This is a genomic window from Pseudomonas sp. NCHU5216, assembly GCF_052156495.1.
In the GTDB taxonomy this organism is placed as follows: Bacteria; Pseudomonadota; Gammaproteobacteria; order Pseudomonadales; family Pseudomonadaceae; genus Aquipseudomonas.
Map to the genome: position 1 here is coordinate 19,463 of NZ_JBQLIX010000005.1, position 19,102 is coordinate 38,564.

Annotated in this window: 20 protein-coding genes; 5 read left to right on the forward strand and 15 right to left on the reverse strand. The window is 54.9% G+C overall.

Going from position 1 to position 19,102, the window contains the following annotated elements:
- Positions 1 to 406: 406 nt before the first annotated feature.
- The 5 genes from ACSVIK_RS05505 to ACSVIK_RS05525 all read right to left on the reverse strand — a co-directional run bounded on the left by ACSVIK_RS05505 (position 407) and on the right by ACSVIK_RS05525 (position 5,923).
- The gene (locus tag ACSVIK_RS05505; protein WP_442443360.1) at positions 407 to 946 is read right to left on the reverse strand and encodes a hypothetical protein; all 540 of its coding nucleotides are present in this window, start codon (positions 944 to 946) and stop codon (positions 407 to 409) included.
- Positions 947 to 1,205: 259 nt separating this feature from the next.
- Positions 1,206 to 1,562, reverse strand: a complete 357-nt coding sequence (locus tag ACSVIK_RS05510; protein WP_442443551.1) for a histone-like nucleoid-structuring protein, MvaT/MvaU family — start codon at positions 1,560 to 1,562, stop codon at positions 1,206 to 1,208.
- Positions 1,563 to 1,607: 45 nt separating this feature from the next.
- On the reverse strand, positions 1,608 to 2,531 hold the full coding sequence (locus tag ACSVIK_RS05515; RefSeq protein WP_442443361.1) for a tyrosine-type recombinase/integrase: 924 nt from the start codon (positions 2,529 to 2,531) through the stop codon (positions 1,608 to 1,610).
- Between the two features lie 6 nt (positions 2,532 to 2,537).
- Positions 2,538 to 4,511, reverse strand: a complete 1,974-nt coding sequence (gene mobH, locus ACSVIK_RS05520; RefSeq protein WP_442443362.1) for a MobH family relaxase — start codon at positions 4,509 to 4,511, stop codon at positions 2,538 to 2,540.
- A 485-nt stretch (positions 4,512 to 4,996) separates the two neighbouring features.
- Positions 4,997 to 5,923, reverse strand: coding sequence for a hypothetical protein (locus tag ACSVIK_RS05525; RefSeq protein ID WP_442443363.1), 927 nt, complete (start codon positions 5,921 to 5,923; stop codon positions 4,997 to 4,999).
- Positions 5,924 to 6,388: 465 nt separating this feature from the next.
- Between ACSVIK_RS05525 and ACSVIK_RS05530 the strand changes: the two genes are divergently transcribed.
- From ACSVIK_RS05530 to ACSVIK_RS05550, 5 genes are all read left to right on the forward strand, one after another.
- Positions 6,389 to 7,456, forward strand: a complete 1,068-nt coding sequence (locus ACSVIK_RS05530) for a hypothetical protein (RefSeq protein ID WP_442443364.1) — start codon at positions 6,389 to 6,391, stop codon at positions 7,454 to 7,456.
- 125 nt (positions 7,457 to 7,581) lie between these two features.
- Entirely contained in the window at positions 7,582 to 8,535 is a 954-nt protein-coding gene (locus ACSVIK_RS05535) for an endonuclease (RefSeq protein WP_442443365.1), read from the forward strand.
- Between the two features lie 223 nt (positions 8,536 to 8,758).
- Positions 8,759 to 9,778: a hypothetical protein gene (locus ACSVIK_RS05540; protein WP_442443366.1), complete on the forward strand. Its 1,020-nt coding sequence runs from the start codon at positions 8,759 to 8,761 to the stop codon at positions 9,776 to 9,778.
- 223 nt (positions 9,779 to 10,001) lie between these two features.
- Positions 10,002 to 10,154 (forward strand): DUF4113 domain-containing protein, encoded by a 153-nt coding sequence (locus ACSVIK_RS05545; protein WP_442443367.1) that lies wholly within the window; start codon positions 10,002 to 10,004, stop codon positions 10,152 to 10,154.
- 41 nt (positions 10,155 to 10,195) lie between these two features.
- Positions 10,196 to 10,750, forward strand: coding sequence for a hypothetical protein (locus ACSVIK_RS05550; RefSeq protein ID WP_442443368.1), 555 nt, complete (start codon positions 10,196 to 10,198; stop codon positions 10,748 to 10,750).
- Positions 10,751 to 10,778: 28 nt separating this feature from the next.
- Here ACSVIK_RS05550 and ACSVIK_RS05555 read toward each other — a convergent pair whose 3' ends face one another.
- From ACSVIK_RS05555 to ACSVIK_RS05600, 10 genes are all read right to left on the reverse strand, one after another.
- Complete coding sequence (locus tag ACSVIK_RS05555) at positions 10,779 to 13,022, reverse strand: SNF2-related protein (RefSeq protein WP_442443369.1); 2,244 nt, start codon at positions 13,020 to 13,022, stop codon at positions 10,779 to 10,781.
- Positions 13,023 to 13,112: 90 nt separating this feature from the next.
- A complete protein-coding gene (locus ACSVIK_RS05560; RefSeq protein WP_442443370.1) occupies positions 13,113 to 14,573 on the reverse strand; it encodes a DUF6094 domain-containing protein in 1,461 nt (486 codons plus the stop codon).
- 26 nt (positions 14,574 to 14,599) lie between these two features.
- Positions 14,600 to 15,208: a hypothetical protein gene (locus tag ACSVIK_RS05565; RefSeq protein WP_442443371.1), complete on the reverse strand. Its 609-nt coding sequence runs from the start codon at positions 15,206 to 15,208 to the stop codon at positions 14,600 to 14,602.
- Between the two features lie 84 nt (positions 15,209 to 15,292).
- A complete protein-coding gene (locus ACSVIK_RS05570; RefSeq protein ID WP_442443372.1) occupies positions 15,293 to 15,943 on the reverse strand; it encodes a DUF3275 family protein in 651 nt (216 codons plus the stop codon).
- Between the two features lie 81 nt (positions 15,944 to 16,024).
- The gene (gene radC / locus ACSVIK_RS05575; protein ID WP_442443373.1) at positions 16,025 to 16,516 is read right to left on the reverse strand and encodes a RadC family protein; all 492 of its coding nucleotides are present in this window, start codon (positions 16,514 to 16,516) and stop codon (positions 16,025 to 16,027) included.
- Positions 16,517 to 16,771: 255 nt separating this feature from the next.
- Positions 16,772 to 16,960, reverse strand: coding sequence for a hypothetical protein (locus ACSVIK_RS05580; protein WP_268179507.1), 189 nt, complete (start codon positions 16,958 to 16,960; stop codon positions 16,772 to 16,774).
- Between the two features lie 58 nt (positions 16,961 to 17,018).
- The gene (locus tag ACSVIK_RS05585) at positions 17,019 to 17,372 is read right to left on the reverse strand and encodes a hypothetical protein (protein WP_442443374.1); all 354 of its coding nucleotides are present in this window, start codon (positions 17,370 to 17,372) and stop codon (positions 17,019 to 17,021) included.
- A 103-nt stretch (positions 17,373 to 17,475) separates the two neighbouring features.
- On the reverse strand, positions 17,476 to 17,706 hold the full coding sequence (locus tag ACSVIK_RS05590) for a hypothetical protein (protein ID WP_442443375.1): 231 nt from the start codon (positions 17,704 to 17,706) through the stop codon (positions 17,476 to 17,478).
- A 365-nt stretch (positions 17,707 to 18,071) separates the two neighbouring features.
- Positions 18,072 to 18,407 (reverse strand): hypothetical protein, encoded by a 336-nt coding sequence (locus ACSVIK_RS05595; protein WP_442443376.1) that lies wholly within the window; start codon positions 18,405 to 18,407, stop codon positions 18,072 to 18,074.
- A gap of 68 nt (positions 18,408 to 18,475) precedes the next feature.
- Positions 18,476 to 18,895, reverse strand: a complete 420-nt coding sequence (locus tag ACSVIK_RS05600; RefSeq protein WP_442443377.1) for a hypothetical protein — start codon at positions 18,893 to 18,895, stop codon at positions 18,476 to 18,478.
- Positions 18,896 to 19,102: the final 207 nt, after the last annotated feature.

The window sequence follows — 19,102 nt, forward strand, 5'->3', positions numbered from 1 at the left end:
CTGACCTGACTGTTACGGTTGAGGCAGTATTCTAATGGGACGCAGCTTCAGGCCTATAAAGAGGTGGGCATTACCGCTTAGTGCCTCGTGAATCGCGCACCCAACACCAGGGCTACAGTACTCTGCACCTGCAACGTGATTGAGTTGCTGAACTGAACGCGGCGTTTTGAATCATTGCATCAGCCAAAAAACGCCTCGAATGAATCGAGGCGTTTGTGTCGGCTTGGTTCAAATTCAGAGCGTCTTCACACGATCCGCTAGGGTGGGCTTTTTGGGCGGACGGTATGCTTAGGACGTTTTTTTGCCGGTTAGGCCGGTTAGCTGGACGAGTGTACCCTGCTGGATCGCTTGCCCAACGGACTGCATCAGATTAGCCAGCGATGCAGCTTTCAGCTTCTGAAGGTCTTTAACGTCGAGTTTTGCGGTAGCCATACCAGCTTCCTCTAGGTGGGTGAATTGGTTCCAATCCCAAGGTTTCGACCGGAAATTTACCAGAAATTCGCCGGTACCACAAATCTAGCTGCTCGATTCGCTCGTCGGAAATGCCGCCAGCTATGAAGTAGAACTCATCGGCATTGCCATCGAATTCCATCAGCTTCTGGGTTGCACTAGCTATGCGGTTAGGTATTTGAAACATTATTGCCCTGCGAGCCTCGCCACCAACTGGAGCCGGCTCGAATCGCTCCTTCTGAAAGAAGAGATCGCAGTGAGCGAACTTCAGAATCTGGGCATGATCGCTCATCACATGTTGAGTGTCCTGATGAACGATGCTGCGCATACTGGCAGCTTCATCCTGCGTATGCACAGGGGTATAGCTCGCTAGGAAGCGGTGTCCGGCGCAGAGAAACGGAACGAGCCGTGAGTCCCCAAGGCCAAAAATTTCGCCGATAGCTGCAGCCGGATGGAGCTCAGTTAGCCCTTCGTACTGCTGTGCTAGTAGGTCCATGTATACCCCTATGAATCGAGGGGGGGCATCCTACCATCACGAACTCGGCAGAGCTAACGGGGCCTTGCAATCCCGGGGCTCTTGCTTGAGAAATCTATCCCGCTATACTTCTGTGCAGCGCGCGGATTCAGGGTTGTTGGTCACAACGCCACGCTTCTCTGTTTCAGGTCGCTGCTCCCCAGGGGAGGGTTGTGCTTTCTCTGGGTCGATTTCACAAACAAAAGCCCGCGTTCGCGGGCTTTTGCATTTCTGGTGTCGATCAGCTCTGCAGCCAACCCTCCACCACGTCGGCACCGTGCTCTGCCTTCCACGCCTTGAGCACCTTGTGGTTGCCGCCTTTGGTCTCGACCACTTCACCCGTGTTGGGGTTTTTATAGGTCTTGACCTTGCGGGGAGCCTTGGTCGCTGTAGGGCGAACTGCTGCAGGGCCAGGCTGCGGATCCAGGATAGAGATAATTCCATGCAGGCTCACCCCGTATTCGCCCATGAGTGCACGCAGCTTGCTCTCGAACTCGACTTCTTGCTGCATAGCCTTGTCATTCTTGAGCACATCGAGCTGCTTCAGTTGTTCTGCCAGTTGAGCCTCGAGAGCCTTGTATTCGGCGATTTTAGACATCTGCCTGTTTTCCTTGAGTCGTGAAATGAAGCGAGTGATGGTCACTTATCTTTCCACACATTCACGTAGCATTTCCACATCTACCGAGACATACTCCAGTGTGGTCTTGATATTCGTGTGTCCTAGCAATTCCTTCACCAGATGAAGGTTCCTTTCGGGTTTCTTCATTAGGTCAGTGCCTATCGTGTGCCGGAATCTATGTGGTGATATTTTAGATCTCGTTATGTCAGATATTTTGGCGTAACAAGATTCCACCTGCCAACTATTCATTGTTGTCCGTCGGTGGTAGGGGCTGAAACGATTGACGTTGAATAGCTGATCGCTTTGTTTGAACTTCTGAAACTTGGCCCTGTCAACCAACATCGAAATCCAGGGGTGATACTGGCTAGAGATCGGGACAGGATACTCGCGCTTTGTTTTTGAGCCTTCCACAGTCGCCATTATTAATCTGTCGCTCAGGTCTACATCTGCCAGTCTCACGTTGAGCACCTGGTTCAGTCTCAGGCCGGTCGAATAGAACGTCTCGTTCACGACCTGCCAAAACCAGGCAGGCGTGATCCTGCTACGCTCCTTGTTTTCCTCCTCCCACGCTTCCATCTGCTGTAGAACCACCCTCGCTTGGTGAATCTGGCTGGTCGTCAGAGTCTTTTTGGGACGTTTCGGTTCGCCGACCTGCGTGCCCTTGAAAGGGTTCGCTTTGCTTTCAAGCAATCCTTGATCAATTCCAAAGCTCCACAGGGCGCGGAGATGTCTCACGTAGCTGTTCCAGCTAACTTCCCGCATTTGTGTCAGCGCTAATTTTCTCCATGAAAACACATCCCTATTCGTCAGCTCGTCTGGAAGTGTCATGCCACACATGGACATGAATTTTTGTAGCTGCGCAACTGCTGATCTGTAGCTGGTCTGTGATCTTGGGCGCAAGTGGCGTAAGAAAAAATACTCTTCTAATAGTTGGTCAAATGTCAGCATGAGCGACTACTCTCCCTGCTCTAGGCTCAGGAAGGGATTGTCAGGCGGCGTAGAATTGAATAATGTGCTGGGCTCAGTGAGCAAGTAACCTTGAAGCAGTGCTTTGCTTTTTTGTTGGCCGATTACGCGGCATTTCCAAATGTTTAGTCCTGTGTCAGTCTTCTTGTGCAGTCCTAATTTTTGGAACTGCTTCTGTACGACTTTCCAGCTTTCAGACTCCTTCTGTCCCTCACTTAATTTAATTTGTGATGGATGCTCCATCACAAATCGCTGGAATACGCCAGGCGTAACAATGAACGCTGTTCCGTTGACAGTATGAACCTTAGCCTTTGCATCGTTGATAACAATTCTTCGGGCGCTCAACCCCTCCTTCAGCCATGCTATGAATCGCTGACCCAGCGCTTCCCCTTCAAGTGTTCTGCCTGTCCATGAAGGTGCTGTGCCAGCACTACGTGATTCACGCTCTGCCGCAGCATTTTCTGCTATGGCTTGGGCGCTGACAGCGAATGATGCCTTATTGCCATCATTGCTTGCAGCATTGGCTACTATCTCCTGATGCTCAAGCGGCGCGACCCCCTGCATCAGCAAGTCCAGCTCATCTGGCTCTCGCTCTGTCGGGCTTGATACAGGGATCGCCGATAAGTACAGGGACGAGAGTTCTCCATCGATGTCATCGAATGGGATCTCAAAGTCCATGCTCTGAGGTTCAGGCGATGTCTCCAGAATGAGCTCTGGTACATGCTGCTGAGCTGCAACATATGGCTGTCCTTGCTTGGGACTCGCTGCCGGTGTTTCTGCCGCAGACTCAACAATGACTGAGCCCGCAAAAGTAGCTGGACGCTCTTCGCCTGCAGCCCAGATCAATGCCGGCGAGACTTTGAGCATGGTCAACGTTTGCTTCCAGCCTCCTGGATCCTGGATCGTGCAGTTCCAGATTGCTTTAGGATCCTCTCCCGGTGTCGGTTGGATAATGCCGTGCCCCTGCATTTCATCGAACAACCTGGAGTTTCGCGTGGGGACGCCATCCATGCCCTGGCTCATCAACAGCGCGCGCAACCGATCCGAGGTCGGCTTGCTCACCAGCCATAGCGCTTCATCGGTCAACCAGCCGCTTGCACCAGGCTGGTTGAGCCTGAATGGTGTATCTCCTGCCGAGTCACGGATCATCTGTCGCAGCCCGCGCAACAGCCGTGCTTGCAGCGAGTCTTGCTGTGCGTTTACCACTGCCAAAGCCTTGGCCGTGTTCCCGCCAAGGGCTTTGGCCACAGACGCCTTGTCCGCCTTGATGACGATTTCACCGAGAGCGCCGGCCAGGTCATAGTGCCCACTCAGCACGAATGCGAGCTGGCCGAACAGAAGAGGAACGCTTGCGATCCAGTCGAGCACTGCAGGCGTCAGTACCTGGTGGATCAGCAGGCTGCCTGCTGCTGGGTGCTGATGGTAGTCCCGACCACGCACAAACATCATGCGGTAGGGCTCGTTGATGGGGCCGTGCCATGGGCGCCAAATTTTCCCGCTGGCCAGTTCAACTCGCTGGTCGACCGCTATCTTGCCAATGTCGTGGAGGAGGGCGCCGTATGCCACGCCGGCAGTCCATGCCTCGGCCTGCGCAGCTTGGTCTTCTGGAGCAGCTCCAGGAGGAAGAAGGTGGCTCTGCCGCAGCTTCACTGCATAGGCGATGATCTCAAGCCCATGATCGAGGAGGCCACCCGGGTAGGCGTGGTGATGCATTTCAGACGCAGGCAGTAACTGAACCAGGGCGGCGTATCGGCGTATGGGATCCAGGTAGAGCTGCTCGAAGTGCTGTTTCGACATCGAGGTTCGCTGCCAGATGATCTCCAGCAGGCGCTGCCGCAGGGGAGTGTCCAGCAGCGAGGTGGCTGATTCAGGGCGTGTGTAGCCGCCAGGGCTGGTGTCCTTTTGCTTTTCCTCTGGTGCGCGCGCGGGCTTCAGCGAGAGGAACGACAGCAGTTTCTTCATGAATGGCACCTGGCAGCCTTTTGCTTTTCCTGTCAGCTGAATCAGGGCCATTTACGGGTAGGGCCTTTCCCATTGATCACCCTTCCCTTATCCCCTTATCAGCCTTTCTGGGCCATTTCCTCGCAATGCCAGGTGCTGGGGCAATGGGTATTCAAAAGTTGGTCTGGGGTGAGTTTCTGGTTCAACTGGCTGCATCACGATGCTGCCTACTGAGTGCTCGCATCGGTTTCGACACTAATTCGCAAGTCTGATCGACACCAATTCGCGCTCCGACAGCACTTCGTAACCTAGAAAGCCTGCTTTGCCCTCGCTGTCGATAGGTGCGGCGTTAATTCCGCAGCTCCCAGACGTGAAACAAGGCGAAAGGCAGCTACCGGCCAGAAGCGGACGCTGGTAACAGATTGCTGGATATCCATCGGGCGGAGGATGCTGCTAGAGGGGCGAACTATGGAGCAGCCTCTTCCGCGCGATTGGTTGCTCATGGCCTAGGTTGAGGCTTGAAAGGCAGATGCCATGATTGCTGGAAGCGCCTCTAAGTAAGGGGTGCTAGTGAGCTTTGAAGTAGCGACATTGATGACAGCAACTTCGCCTGTACCCTCATCGGCTTCGATTCCCTCTGCTGAAGTAACGGTGAAAAGGGTGAAGCAACCGAATAGATCAACGGACACGATCAGACCAGTGCCTGCCATATAGGCGCACGTTATAGCGTGCTCACCATGCCCCGCCGAGCGCGCAAAGCCGAGGGGCAGAGGTCGGAATATCGCACCCTGGACACCAATTTCTTCCAGTTCTTTTTCATCCTTGGCATACATCGCAGATCGGAGCGTCTTGCCACTAGCTCCGCTGATCGCAGAGTCTCCGAAAACCCTTACGGTCATCAAATAGGCGATTTTGAATAGCTGCTGACGGATTAGCTGCATATCTCCGACTAGTTGCATGTTCAAGCTAGGTTTCTCGCGACTAGTCTCATCGCCGAGTTCAGCCGTGATTCCTTTCTTTGCGTAATTAGCTGCAATCTGTTGTGCCATCAGTCGTGCGGCATCGCCGAAACCACGAACGCCGCTCACTCTGCCTTGGCTATCTTTATCCACTGGGTCATGGAAGCTCAGCTTCAGCCCTGCTTGAGAAAATATCGCTCGTACTGCCTCGCCAGTGCCATCCACCGCACCGTCCAGTAGAGCTTTAACCTCGCCCGATCTCGAAACAACTCCTTGTGCCATTGCAAGAAAGCGAACCATCGGATCCGTTACCGTTGGCTCGTCGATAAGATCATTTAGGCGGCTGTTTTCCTCGGCATGCGCTCGCACGGTGAAGCTAGCTGGAGCTCCCAGTGCAACTGGAAGTATGTGCTCATCGTTGGAGGCTGCGGAAGAGAGAGGTAACAGCGAATAGGGGCAGAGTGTCTGTGTCATTTTTTCGAGGCCCTCCAGATGGCCAATAGTTCGCTCGTAGCAGTGGATTTGAACCAGAACTAGATTGCAGATTGCCTTGTGCTAGATCGATTGTCACTAGCGTTCACTCCGATTGCGCCGACGCATTTTTCCGATGTTTGGCGTTCTAGAACCGATCCATGGGACTGAGAATTGCCCAGTGAAGCGCTCTGGATTTTCGTGCGCAGTGGAAGTTGTTCCGCGTCATGCCGGCCACTGTGAGGGCTGACTATCGCAACCTCATTACCAGCTATAACGCCTTGACGGCTAACAAATGATGCGTTAGTGAATGAACTGCGGAGCCTTGAGCAGCTACCGGCCAGGAGCGGACATTGGTGTCTGGAAAATATACTACTCCCCCCTAATTGCTCATGAGCGGCGCTCCTTGACTGCGCCTCTAAGCAGTGCTCGGCAATACACCGAAAACGTCTTGAGAAAGGAACCCAGATGGATCTGTTCACGCCGCTAGTCACTGAAGATAGACTTCATCAGCACTTCAAAGTCATCAGCGGTGATCGGCCAAGCAACGGCTATGCCCGCAAAGTTTTGGAAGCGTGGTTAGAAGGGTTTCCAGATCGAGACGGGAAATTCATACAAGAATTTCAGACTACGTTTAACTCGAGCTTCTGGGAAATCTACCTGCATGCCGCTTTACGTGAACTCGGTGCAGAGTTTAATTGGAAACACTATGCGCCTGACTTCATCCTGTCAGTGGAACAAACCGAATTCGTCCTAGAAGCTACCATAGCAAACGCAGCTCAAGGATCAGTTCCTGAATGGTCAAAGTCTATGGTACCTCCAGCTCGCGAGGAGATTGATCTGAACGAGATCAATCGGGTCGCAATCATCCGCTTAGCCAACGCATTTATGAACAAGGCCACGCATTACATCGACAAGTACTCAAAGCTTGAGCACGTAAAGGGCAAGCCTTTCCTGCTTGCGATCGCGCCATTCGAGCAGCCCTGGTTCAACCTTCAAGTCTACCGCCCCATAGAAGCGTTGCTTTATGACTATTATGTCGACGAACAAGAATATTTGGCTAGTCCAGAGCGGTTTCCTGGTGGGCTGGAAAGTAAAAGTCTTGGCAGTGTTACAAAAGACAACGGTTCAGAAATTGAACTTGGATTTTTTAATTGTGAGCGATTTTCTCATGTCAGTGCGGTCGTTTTTAGCAATGTTGCCACTTGGGGAAAGGTCGATGCATTGTCAGGGAACCCGATGATGGTTGTCGGCACGCAATGGGAAACAAACCAAGGAATCTCGCATCGAAGAGCGAGCTTTGGGGAAATTGGAGAAACGATCATCGACGGCTTGCGCATTTATCACAACCCATACGCCAAGCACCCTCTACCTGCCAACATTTTTAGGCGGCCTGGGGTGGTTCAGACTTGGACAGATCCTGAGAAGATGGAGATGATGACCGAAGGAAGGGAAAACTCTCTGACCTTACGCAGCGTATTCGTGATAAATACTATGGATAGTCTGGAGGGCGGAGATCAGGCCCGCGGCGGTTAGTGCGGGTTTGTATGAAGGCATTTGTCTGCGGCGGAATGGGGGCAGCTAGTAAGGGCGCCTGACGGTTTCAGGCGAATACTCAGCCCACTACCGATTACACTTCGCTTTTTGCTAGACGCCTCTTCATGACTCGCTTTATTACTGCTGCAATCATCCTGCTCATATCCCTGACGGCTTGCGCTGACGCCCCAGCTACTTTCACAGCAGCCAAAGTTGTCGCTAAGCAGAAGATTTTCTTCGACCAGGCCTACGGCTCAGATGGCGAGCTCTACTGTGGTTGCAAGTGGGAGTGGATGGGCAAGTCCGGTGGTCGCGTTGATCCCGAATCCTGTGGCTACCAAACCCGCAAGCAGCAGGCTCGGGCCGATCGAATCGAGTGGGAGCACATTGTGCCGGCCTGGGTGTTCGGTCATCAGCGGCAGTGTTGGCAGAATGGTGGACGTACGAGATGCGTAGCGGATGACCCGGTCTTCCGCGCCATGGAGGCTGACCTATTTAACCTCTATCCAGCAGTCGGTGAGGTCAATGGTGATCGGAGTAATTTCCTGTATGGCATGGTGCGCAGCGCCCCTCAGTATGGAGCCTGCAGTACCCGTATTGACTTCAGCGGGAAGGCAGCAGAGCCGCGTGATGAGGTGAAGGGTCTGGTTGCTCGCTCGACCTTCTACATGTATGACCGATATGGCCTATCCATGTCTCGTAAGCAGCAGCAATTGCTCATGGCTTGGGATCGCCAGTATCCGGTCACCACAAGTGAGAAACGCTGGGAAAGCCGTGTGGCTGCAGTCATGGGGCATAGAAACCCGTTCGTCACTGGCGAGCGGAGTTGGACGCTGGGCCACAAGCCGGCGCGTGAGGGGCTGGTTTCCCAGCTGTCGACGGGGCGCACAAAGCCTACTACCCGTGATAACGAAAATGCGGGCAGTGGTAGGATCATTGGGAACCGCAATAGCCATGTCTACCATCTTCCGCAGGGGTGTCCCAGCTATGACCAGGTTGCGCCCAAGAATCGCGTTCCGTTCAGTAGCGAAGCGGAGGCGCAGGCTGCCGGCTATCGCAAGGCTGGTAACTGTCGCTAGCTTGTAGCCAGAAGCTGCAGCCATGAAAGTCCAAATCCGGCGAGCATGTCGCATCTGCAGGAGGCTGTCGTGAGCTGCGACATCTACGATGCATTCTCCGCTAGAGTTGGTAACTGCTCTTTAATCTATAGTTGAGAACGAGCGAAACTGCGTGATGCTCCCCTCTAGCAAGAACATCAAGGACTGCACATGAGGGGGGCAGTCAAGTTAAAAGGAGAGGACTATGGATGAGGTAAACGGTGTAAATGAACAAGAAAATTCTCTACCGCCTACCACAGCACCAAACTTCAGAATCAACCTCTTGGGATTCGAAGATCAAGAAGTTGCAAGGCGACTTGGCCGTACCATTGGCGAATGGGTAAACCTAATTGGTCGTTATTATGATTTAAGCGCACTTGATGGTATTACGGTCGCAATCGATTACAACCAAGCTCTCTATGATTTGGATAGAGGCTATGAAACAAATTTCAGACTAACGGCGACGAACTCACACGTTGTAGGAGTGGCCATGACTCCCTCGGTTATTCGTGAAGCTCAGCTTAGGTCTCATATAGTTTTGAATGCGGTCTTCATGACCCCCTTGCTTAATGCAGATGATTTGGAGCCGCATGCTCAGGCTCTTCATATACTTGCACATGAATGCGCACATGTAGAAGTAACCCATGTGTACGACCGCTGTTTTCCGAACGTATTGCTGCGCGAGTCATTCGGGGGCATGCTCGAGCAGTGCCGTTGGCAGGTGATTTTTGCGGTTTGGGATGAATATGCCGTCACCTCATTGATAGGGCATATAGGGGCAGCGCAAACTGATGCCTATGAGGTTGCGTTCTTAAATGATCTTGCCACGTTTGATGATCGAGTCAATGCTCTAATACGCGATTATCGACTTCATGGCAATGTAGATCAGGTGCTTACCGAAGTGTACGGCGCGTGTGGAAACTTGCTGAAGTTTGCGGCCTATCACTTAGGAAATTTGAATAGTTTTGATCGTGACTGGCGCTCTTGCGAAAGAACCTTCACTGCATTGAATGATGAATGGTTTGAGCCTTATTTAGATCGTCTCAGTGAATGCTGTGAAGTCATCAAGAGCTCTTACGGGGCTTGGTCTAGCCAAGACTGCTTTAGAGAGATTTCTATTATTGCTGAGGAACTTGTTGAGCGAGCTGGTCTCTTCATTGAAGAGCAAGGCGATGGAACCCTGTATGTTGATATTCCATTTACGCCTGAAACAGAGCCTGTATAAATTTCGGATTAAAAATATTGTTCTTTTCCATGAATCTCTGTGCTAGCGCCAGAGCCTTTCTCGATTGGTATTGATCCCAGCCTCCGGCACGCATGGTTTCATTCCTTGCCCAGCCGCCTGAAGGTGCTCCACCTGGCTCGTTTCTGCGGCGCCCCCAAGGAATCCACTCTATCTTGCCGCTGATCTATTTGCTCCAGCTCCTAAGCCAGGAGCTGATCGCCTCATGCAGGTCATGGATGAGATCAACCAGAAGAGTGGTCGTGGCACTTTGAGGCTGGGGCGAGTGCCAGCACTCCCGGGCTGGGGAATGCGCCGGGATATGCTGAGTCAGCGTGCGACGACCGATTGGGGTGAACTTATTCATGTAAAAGGATAGAATCCTCTCGCATACGAAATTACGTTAGGATCTTGGCAGGGATGAATGAAGAAATTAAGCGGTGGCTTGTTGATTTTTGGAGTTCTGAGCATAAGAGTATTATCGCTGCATTATTGGTGGCGTCAGTCTGTTTCGCTGGTGGAGGTGTCTGGGCGTGGTGTCTGAGAAGAGTGAGGCGTGAGGGAGCTATAAAGGCTGACTCGACAATCACGCAAGTTGGCGCGGATGCTAAAGGGGAGAACTTAGTTTTAGAAAATAAAATACATCGTCCACGCTTTGAATTAGTCCGACAATGCGAATTTACCAACGCAAATGGGCGTTGTAGTTATACTTTTGAGATTGAGAATGCCGGTGGGCGTGCGTTCAATGTTTATGTTACCTCTGATGTGTTCGCTGGGCGCATTGATCTCAAGGATATGGGGCGGAGAACTAAGCGAAAATTAAAATTTAATACCACTGGGCTTATTCATGAGGCGGAGTTTAAGTTTGCTTTTGACTTGCCGGATGGCCGCTCTTCTACATTCTGCCTGTACATACATGAAAGAATTGAAGGCAGTGGTCGGAAGTGGTATTCCGGTGGCATTGAGGCAGGCTAAGAAAAAGCCACCCGAAGGTGGCTTGATGTCAGGCAGCAATGAGTTGTCTAGCCAGGGCCATCTCGACCGAATCACCATCCTGGTTCAACGACTCGAGGCCTGACTCCGGCACGTCTCCCGACGTGCTTTGCGCCACGGCGATTTTCTTGGCCATCAACTGCAGGCAGGTAATCTGCGAGCTGCCGGCATAGCCGAAGAACACTACCCGTACCGGATGCTTTTGCCCGATCCGCCACGAACGCCGCGCCGCCTGCTGCAGGGTGTACACGTTGTACCCAGTCTGCAGGAACGCGATGGTCGGGAAGTCCAGGAGATCCAGCCCGGTCTTCACCAGCTCCGGATTGGTGATCAGCACGTCGATGCCTCGGTCAACCTGGTCGAGGATCCAATCCTCGCGTCTGGCCGTGTCCACCGATGCCCTCAGTACCGCCACCCTCAACCCAGCCTGCTCGAGGACTCGCTTCAGCCTGGAGGTTGTGTCGCGTGTCCCGCTGTAGACGGTGTATGCCAAGACCTTGCGGCCATTCGTCTTCTCCTGCAGGCAAAGGTCGACCAGCGCTTGTTCCTTGGGCATTAGCTCCTCTTCACCGAAGATTGTCGGCACGAAGGCCAGTAATCCACGGGTACGGGGATGCTTAACCGTCTCTGGGCGGAAGCAGCAGTCTGGCCAAGCCAGCAGCACGTTGAGCACAACGCCCAGAAGGGTGGTGTCTCTCCGGGCTAGCGCCTGCCTGAGCTCTGCAGTCAAGGTGCTCGCCAGCTTCTGGTAAGCCGAGAGCTGCTCCGGCGCCATTGGGACGTCAACGAACTCCTCTGTGTAGGTCGGCAACACATTGCCCCCGATGTCCTTGAGCTTCAGGAACACGGTGAAGGGCAGTACGAAGCGGTGGATGCCTTTCGGGCCGAAGCCAGGGGCCTTCACTGTTCGTACCGAGAGTTTCTTGCCCTTGGCGGTCTTGTGAGAGTCGCCATCACGCTCGGTGTAGATGTCCTTCAGAACACCATGGTCGCGCATGAACGACATCGCTGCAGGAGCCATGCTGCCACGGGCATTTGGTCGATATCCGTCTTCGATCATTCGCCGGGTCAGGATGCGGAACAGGAGGTAGAACAGGTCATCGGCGTAGCCGCCCATCAACGTGCCAGTCAGCAGCACGGTTTTCCGCGCTTTCGCCGCTAGCACCCCCATGGCCTGGCCTTGAGCCGAACCACTGTTCTTGTACTCGTGCCCCTCATCCACGATCAGCAGGTCGAAGAATCCATCAGGTAGGTAGCGCTTGATGAACTCCGTGGGCTGGTAGCCGCCCTGGCCAAAACCAAACTCGATGTTGGCCATGGCGCGTTCCATGCGGCGGGCCTGGCGGTCGCTGAAGACGAAGTTGCCCTTGGCGTCCATGAGGTTCACGAACTCGGAGACGTTGTCGACCAGCATTGAGGCTATGAAGTCTTCGCCGAAGTCCTGTAGAAGTCGTTCGGCGCGGACTGGGCCGATGGTGGGGATGCGGCACATCGACTTTAGAATCGTCGTGCGTCGGTCTCCACTATCGGTTTTGCCTGGCCTCATCAACGTCCAGAGTGCGCTATGGCAGCGAGAGCAACTCTGCCGGCGATCACCTCGGTAAAACTCATCCACGGTGACCAGGTTTCCGTCGAGATCCTCGAGCGCCTTGCCACAATCAGGACAAGCTGCCAGCAGTTGCCCGCCGGCAGCGCGCTTCTTCCAGCACGCTAGCTTCCAGTGATAACCCATCCTCATCCGCACGCGGCCGAGGATGAAAAATTCCTGGCGTCCGTCGTAGGGGAACCCGAGCTGATCACGCAGCTTGAGGAGTTTGACCAGGGTGTCAGGGCCGTTGAGCACCCAGACGCGTGCATCCGGAATGGTTTCCAGGATTTCGCGGCGCCACTTGTAAACCAGGTGAGGAGGGGAAATGACCAGAGATCGGCGGTAGCCTGCAGCGTGCATCACGGCTGCAACGGCGATGGCCATCATGGTTTTTCCTGTGCCCATTTCGGCGTTGATGACGCCGGCCTGCTCGTTCCGATCGAGGAGCAGTGCCGTAATGGCTTGCACTACGTCGGCTTGAGCAGGGAAGGGCTGGCGTTTCAGCTTGTCCATCACCATCTGGCGTGCGCCATTGGCGGTGCCGGTGTAGACCGGAGGGTTAGAGCGGTTGAGCGAGTTCAGCAGTTCGTCGCCGAACTCGTCGATGAAGTCAGTAAGGTTGATGGTCAGAGGGGGGGCCATCGAGGGCTGGGTCAGTGCGTTCATGAAGCTTCTCCAAGGGAAAAGCAGGGCATGCACGAATCCCGGAGGGTATCGGCATACCCTGCAGGGTGGTGTGGAAGGGATGTTGCTGGGTCAGTAGTCGCTGGGCAGCAGAAGGGTTGTCACGCTGCGGTCGGACTCGGTGATGATCCAGAGCCTGGATTCGTCGCCGGTGTCGATGTCGTAGCTGGAGAACAACCTATCTCCGTGGGTCAGTGCCTGTTGGTTCAGGTTCCAGTCGTCCGCATCCAGGTTGCCCCAGTCGCCGTTCAGGTGACGTTGGAGGCATGAGGTTGGGTTGAGCTGGCCTGCTTCGACCAGGTGGTGGACGGCTGCCGTCATCACGATCTGCCCTGGGGGGAACAACAGAGATTGTGATCTCTCCAGAGGCGGTTCGGATTCCTGCGATGACGGTGCGGGCTCTTCGTTGGTTGATGGTGAGGAACTGATGGTCAGCACCCTGCCGTGGTTGGGGGAGCCTGGGGTCATTTCCCAAGCGCGGATGATCGGAATGAATCGATCAGTGAGGATTCGCACCTCGCTGATGTTCCCCTTTTCATCCTCGGTGAATTCGGTTTTATGAACCTTGTCCTTGTAGGTGTCCCCCTTCAGTATCAGGACGCGGCCGGAGCTCGAGGTGACGACGCCAGATATTGCGCCGGCGGCGAGTGCCAAGGCCAGGTGCCAACGGGACAACTCCCTCACAGGCGGTCTTGGCTGAACTCCTATTTGTCCGAAGTGTAGGTTGAAGTCAGGCCAAAGGCCGCCTAGTCGGTGGATCTCGTTCGCGAACTGCTCTGGCTCGAATGTGAGTTGATAGAAGTGAGTCAACTCGCTGCTGGTCGAGAGAACCGAATAGGATTCCCACGGCCAGCATTCGGGCAACTCCTCGGCCTGCTCTTGGCCGGCGCCGATCGCCTGCAGGCGATCACGCACCTGGGCAACGTCTCTGGGCCTAGCCAGATCCTGGCGTCGTACACGGATGCCGAATATCACGACTTGCTTGAAGGTTGAGTCAGCGGCGGCGTAGATGCGCACTTCAGTGAAGTGGTTGCACAGCCAGCCACATAACTCGTCGTCCAGGACGTAGTGGGGCACGATGAAGACCAGAACTCCCCCGTACTGCAGGAGTGGCAAGCAACGCTGGTAAAAGGCTTTCTCCAGTCGTCTGCGACCACTGCCCTGGTACTGTGAGGCGCCCGAGTGGTCGGCCACCAGGTCGCCATAGGGAGGGTTGAGCCAGAGCAGCCCGAATGATTGGCGACTGATCATGGTGTCGAAAAGGTCGCTGTGCAGCACCCGGTCGAGCAGCTTACGAGCGTGTGCCGCTCGCTCACTGTCGTACTCCACAGCGCAGGCCTCGACCTGCTCGCGCCCGAGGGCGTGCGCAGTTTCGGCCAGCGCCACTCCTTCACCGGCACATGGATCGCAGATCCTCATGCGGCCGGTGGTGGGGGAGAGCGCCTGCAGAATGCGCTCCAGGGTGATTTCATCGGTGGGGTAGTAGCCGTTTCGGGCGAAGTTGCGCGCCAGGCGCGGGAACATCAGGGCCATGTGGACTCCTTGTTTGGAAAGGATGCTCAGGCAATCGCCCGAGCCTCAGTGGTCAAAAGGCCACGGCGGATGAGGTCGCCGAGGATCGGTTCAAGCACTTCGAGCTGCAGGGCGAGGCGCCAGGCACTGACGTCGCCAACTGCCCCGGGAAGCGGGGCGAGCATTTCGTGTTGGGTAAGAACCTCAATCACCGGCTCACGCCAGTGCTGCAGGAGAGGTAGAGGGCAGGTTTCCATCACCAAAGGCCAAAGCCTTTCAATGGGATCTGCGTGCACACGCCGCAGGAGCGCATAGGCGAAGTGGTTGGCCCGGTCGGGCTGCGCGCAGCGCCGGTCGAATAGCCAGCAATGCAGCAGGCTCCCGAATAGGGTTCCCCTGAGTTGGCGAGTAGTGCGCTTCTCCAGGAGTTCGGTATTGGGGAACACGGGCAAGCTATGGCCACCGGCAACGACGTGGAATTGATCCAGGCCATTCTCGGCACTGCCAAGGGTTAGCCTGGCCATGAACTCCTGCAGTGCGGTGTCGCGCCCCCAGGTCGAGAGGAAGACCAGATGTCTCTGCTCGTCGAACACGCAGGCATCGACATACAGGTCAGGGCATTCTTCTATGCGGAAGAGTTGATTCGACGCCGGCATGGCATCCTCCAAAAGGGGAGGGACGCCTGCCCGCAAGGGACAGGAAGCCCCTCGGGGTTGAGTTATTAATTGCTCCGGTCGTTATCAGTCGTTCCGGCGCCAGAGCTGGGCTTTGTAGTCCAGGGTGTAACCGAGCTGGTCAAGGCGTCTGGATTGCTCACGCAAGCGCTGGCGATCGACCGTGGTATCCAGCTTTACGATTTCGGCCAATGGCCAAATGGTGCCGAACAGATCTGCGTCTGCATCGTCTGCAGAGCGCTCGCTTGGTTCAGGTTGAGGGGCCTTGGCCAACTCGGCTGCTGACATGCCAAAAGGCATCTCATCAGGGGCTGGAGGCGAAGTGGGGGACGCAGTAGCTGGGGAATCCGCTGGAGGCTTCGTAGAGCTAGTCACCGAGCTCGCCGGAGGGTTACTCCGTTCTTCATCCAGAGGATCCGGCTCTTTGGGTTCGAGTCGCTCCGAATCAGCCACCGACAGTGTGTCCATCTCGTTGAGGGTCATGCCGTCCAGCTTGGCCCGCACCTCAATGACTGTTCTGCCGCTGCTGGTTGAGTAGCTCGACGGCCCGATATGAGCAATCACGAAGCTGCCTTCGTACTTCCCCTCGGTGTACTGCTCGAGCATCGAGTCTTTGACAGCGAACTCACCGATACTGGTGAGCAAGCGTGCGACGTTGAATGAGCCATAGCGGCCGGAGATGGATTTAATGACCAGTTGGCCATCGACGCGGATCATGAGTCCTCCAGAGGGATTAGGAGGCACGCCCGAACTGGGGCAATGCCCCGGTATGGGTGGGTTGAGGCGTAGGTATGAGGGTTAAACCCAGCCAAGCTCCGCCATCGAGAGCGGTGCGCCTTGGCCGACGATCAGGTGATCGAGGACGCGCACCTGGACCAGGGCCAACGCTTCTTTCAGGCGCTGAGTGAGCACGCGATCAGCCTCGCTTGGGGTAGAGCATCCAGAGGGATGGTTGTGTGTGAGGATCATCGCTGCGGCGTTGTGGGCCAGCGCTCGTTTGACGACTTCGCGTGGGTACACGTTTGCGCTGTCAATACCGCCTTGGAACAGAATCTCGAACGCTAACGTTCGGTGTTTGGTGTCGAGAAAGACAGCGCCGAAAACCTCGTTTTCCATGGGCGCAAGCTTGATCCTCAAGTAGTTCCTCACCGCTTCTGGAGATGTCAGCTCAGGGCCGCGGCTGAAAAGCCGACGCTCCAGAATCTGGATCGCCTGGCCTATGGTGAAATCCTCATCAGCTAGCTTGGATGCTGCTCGATCACAGAATTCAATCAAACGGAGTTGTTGCATGGCGATACCTCCAGGCTGGGGGTACGCACTCCCCCTTGGGAATGCGCATCCCAAGACGGATTGGTCGGATATGAAAAGCCCTGGTCAAAGCCAGGGCCGGTTGATGCAGAGAATGGAGCTGCAGTTGCAGCTCCTAGAGGGTTAATGGTGTGAGTGGTTGTGTTGCTTTGAGCGCTTATCCAACCACATGGCCCACAACACGGTGACGGCCAGAACCAGCAGAACACCGCCAGCGTAGATCAGGATGTTGTTCATCTAGTGCCTCCAGTGCAGCCAAGCTGCGACGCCGAGGAAAATTACCGCAACGGGTAAACTTACGACTGCATGGTACAGCGCAGCAGGGTCGTTGTGGTTACTCAGCAGCAGGTAGAACAGGCCACTGAGCAGCGTTCCGATACTGATGTTCTGCAGTATCGGCACGAAGAACGAAACGAATCGCTCCATATTTGGATGTCCTTCAGAGTAAGGGCCATCTGGAGGCGAGTCCAGACGGCATCAGTGGTTATGCTGCCAGTTGGCCGTGAGGCTGCTTCAACGAGATCAGCAACTGAGTGGCTTGCGACAGCTCGCCGTGGCTGACTTGGAGGTCGAGCCAGAGAGGTTTGCGCATGTCGCCATCGGGCGGCAGGCGGTGCAGGCCGAAGTCGACTACTGCAGCAGAGGGAGATGCCAATGCGGCTAGGTAAGCGGCTGCTAGCGTGGTGCTGAGGCGCTCACCAAGGTCAATGCTGGGCTGGTCTGCTTCCAGGTGGACTGCCTCATGCCATGCCTCGGGAGTGAATACCACCGGCATGGACAGGATCCGTGCCGCTTCTGGTGTAACGGACATCGGGCCGAACTTATGGGTACGCGACATGGTGTGTCTCCGAATGAAAAGCAGAGACACAAGTCGCCCGTGCGGGAGATTGAATCCCCGCATGGGTTGAATACCGAAAGTGAAGTAGAGCGAATTCTGGGCGTTAGCCCTCAGGAATGGAGCGATGCCGGAACTGGCTGGGAGCTGTAATGCAGTTCAACTCTCGCAGACCGTCGCGATCTGGGTTCAGGCAACGTGCCACATACTGAGAATAAGTTTCACGCTCAGCATGGGGCTCGTTGAAGAGCTTAGAAATGCCACCGATGGATATGACGAGAACCATCAAGACCAACAGGGCGATATAGAGGTATGGGCGTGTGCTGGTGTCAGCCATGATGAAATCTCCGATATGCAAATGAGGGATACGGAGATGCACAGACCCAAGCGGGTAGTGAATCCCGCAGGGAGGAACAGAGGGTAAGAGAAGCATCCATCGCCAGGTGCGATTGTCCGTGCTGCCGGATGCGAAACGGACTGGGGAGGTGGATCACCGACTGAGCGGCGCAGCTTGAAGATCCGAACTGCCTGGGCGGGGGCTGTCAACGACAGCGAGCCACGCAATTAGCTTCCACGACCCGGCGCCGTGGTGTCAAGCCATGGGAGTATCAGCATTTAACTAAGAGCGTCTAAGGGTTCATTTGTTTGCTAACGCGCGGGCACTCAGCTGTGACTTGGGTGGGGGCAGAGTGTACCCGTGCTTTAGAAACATCCAGCCTCGGCCTCACGCACATACTGAAAAGCCAGTTCCAGTTCATGGAACTCTTCTCCAGCAGGGTACGTCTTCCCGTACCGGCGAGCGATCCAGGTGCGACCGGCATTCCGGGTGACAACCTCCCCAATATGTGAGCCGTCCTTTCCCTGCACGGCATGTATCGGGTTGGCCCTGATCTCTCTTACCGCGTCAATCCAGCTATGCAGGGTCTTTGCCTGCCGCGGAGTAATCAGCACCTGCTGTAATGCCTGTTCAACCGCTTCCTTGTCGAGGCCGGCACGCAACTCTTCAACGATTTTTCGGTTTGTTCGGCTCAGGCTCATTCTTGGGCTCCTGATCTTAGGCGTCCTGGTTTTACAGCGCGATCCGATGCTGGCAGCGGCGCAAATACTCACCGGCCGCCGTACCTGATAGCCAAAACAATCAGCGCGCCGACAACTAACGAGCTGGTGTACAGGAACAGATCGCCAGCCCACCACGGGTACTCCTGAAATCCGATCCCCTGCTCGAAGAACTGACGCGAGGGAGGCGTCTGCTTCTCGGCTATGTTCCTGATGACATCGAACCAGGATGTATAGGAAAGCCAGACCGCAAATCCAACCGTGTACCGTCGGGGGATCATTCCCAATACAAACGGCATTAGCAGCGCGGCCCCCAAAAAAGCGACTGTCAGAAGACATGCCTTCAGCGTGACAAAAAAGTCCGAGCCGATGGCCTGAGCAATCTGCATGACAAAGAATGCGATGATGATTGCTACGACGGCAATTACAAGGGCTGGTCCGTCACCAGCGCTGCTGCGTGAGCTGTACATAGGTTGCTCTCCAAGTGAAAGAGCGCATATTCACGCACAACGACAATCGGTCTACAAGCCGGCTCTGGGGGCGTTTTACTTTTGCAATTTCAATACAATAGGAAAACTAATAGATAAAATATCATCGAATGATATATCCCACCTCCAAGGCCCAGGAAAAACGTGCCCTGATGAAAAGCGAGGTGATGTTTTTACTAATTGTTTCTG

Excerpts from the sequence above, each read along its gene's own strand:
- ACSVIK_RS05505 (WP_442443360.1), bottom strand. The coding sequence starts at position 946 with ATGGACCTACTAGCACAGCAGTACGAAGGGCTAACTGAGCTCCATCCG.
- ACSVIK_RS05510 (WP_442443551.1), bottom strand. The coding sequence starts at position 1,562 with ATGTCTAAAATCGCCGAATACAAGGCTCTCGAGGCTCAACTGGCAGAA.
- ACSVIK_RS05515 (WP_442443361.1), bottom strand. The coding sequence starts at position 2,531 with ATGCTGACATTTGACCAACTATTAGAAGAGTATTTTTTCTTACGCCAC.
- mobH (WP_442443362.1), bottom strand. The coding sequence starts at position 4,511 with ATGAAGAAACTGCTGTCGTTCCTCTCGCTGAAGCCCGCGCGCGCACCA.
- ACSVIK_RS05525 (WP_442443363.1), bottom strand. The coding sequence starts at position 5,923 with ATGACACAGACACTCTGCCCCTATTCGCTGTTACCTCTCTCTTCCGCA.
- ACSVIK_RS05530 (WP_442443364.1), top strand. The coding sequence starts at position 6,389 with ATGGATCTGTTCACGCCGCTAGTCACTGAAGATAGACTTCATCAGCAC.
- ACSVIK_RS05535 (WP_442443365.1), top strand. The coding sequence starts at position 7,582 with ATGACTCGCTTTATTACTGCTGCAATCATCCTGCTCATATCCCTGACG.
- ACSVIK_RS05540 (WP_442443366.1), top strand. The coding sequence starts at position 8,759 with ATGGATGAGGTAAACGGTGTAAATGAACAAGAAAATTCTCTACCGCCT.
- ACSVIK_RS05545 (WP_442443367.1), top strand. The coding sequence starts at position 10,002 with ATGCAGGTCATGGATGAGATCAACCAGAAGAGTGGTCGTGGCACTTTG.
- ACSVIK_RS05550 (WP_442443368.1), top strand. The coding sequence starts at position 10,196 with ATGAATGAAGAAATTAAGCGGTGGCTTGTTGATTTTTGGAGTTCTGAG.
- ACSVIK_RS05555 (WP_442443369.1), bottom strand. The coding sequence starts at position 13,022 with ATGAACGCACTGACCCAGCCCTCGATGGCCCCCCCTCTGACCATCAAC.
- ACSVIK_RS05560 (WP_442443370.1), bottom strand. The coding sequence starts at position 14,573 with ATGGCCCTGATGTTCCCGCGCCTGGCGCGCAACTTCGCCCGAAACGGC.
- ACSVIK_RS05565 (WP_442443371.1), bottom strand. The coding sequence starts at position 15,208 with ATGCCGGCGTCGAATCAACTCTTCCGCATAGAAGAATGCCCTGACCTG.
- ACSVIK_RS05570 (WP_442443372.1), bottom strand. The coding sequence starts at position 15,943 with ATGATCCGCGTCGATGGCCAACTGGTCATTAAATCCATCTCCGGCCGC.
- radC (WP_442443373.1), bottom strand. The coding sequence starts at position 16,516 with ATGCAACAACTCCGTTTGATTGAATTCTGTGATCGAGCAGCATCCAAG.
- ACSVIK_RS05580 (WP_268179507.1), bottom strand. The coding sequence starts at position 16,960 with ATGGAGCGATTCGTTTCGTTCTTCGTGCCGATACTGCAGAACATCAGT.
- ACSVIK_RS05585 (WP_442443374.1), bottom strand. The coding sequence starts at position 17,372 with ATGTCGCGTACCCATAAGTTCGGCCCGATGTCCGTTACACCAGAAGCG.
- ACSVIK_RS05590 (WP_442443375.1), bottom strand. The coding sequence starts at position 17,706 with ATGGCTGACACCAGCACACGCCCATACCTCTATATCGCCCTGTTGGTC.
- ACSVIK_RS05595 (WP_442443376.1), bottom strand. The coding sequence starts at position 18,407 with ATGAGCCTGAGCCGAACAAACCGAAAAATCGTTGAAGAGTTGCGTGCC.
- ACSVIK_RS05600 (WP_442443377.1), bottom strand. The coding sequence starts at position 18,895 with ATGTACAGCTCACGCAGCAGCGCTGGTGACGGACCAGCCCTTGTAATT.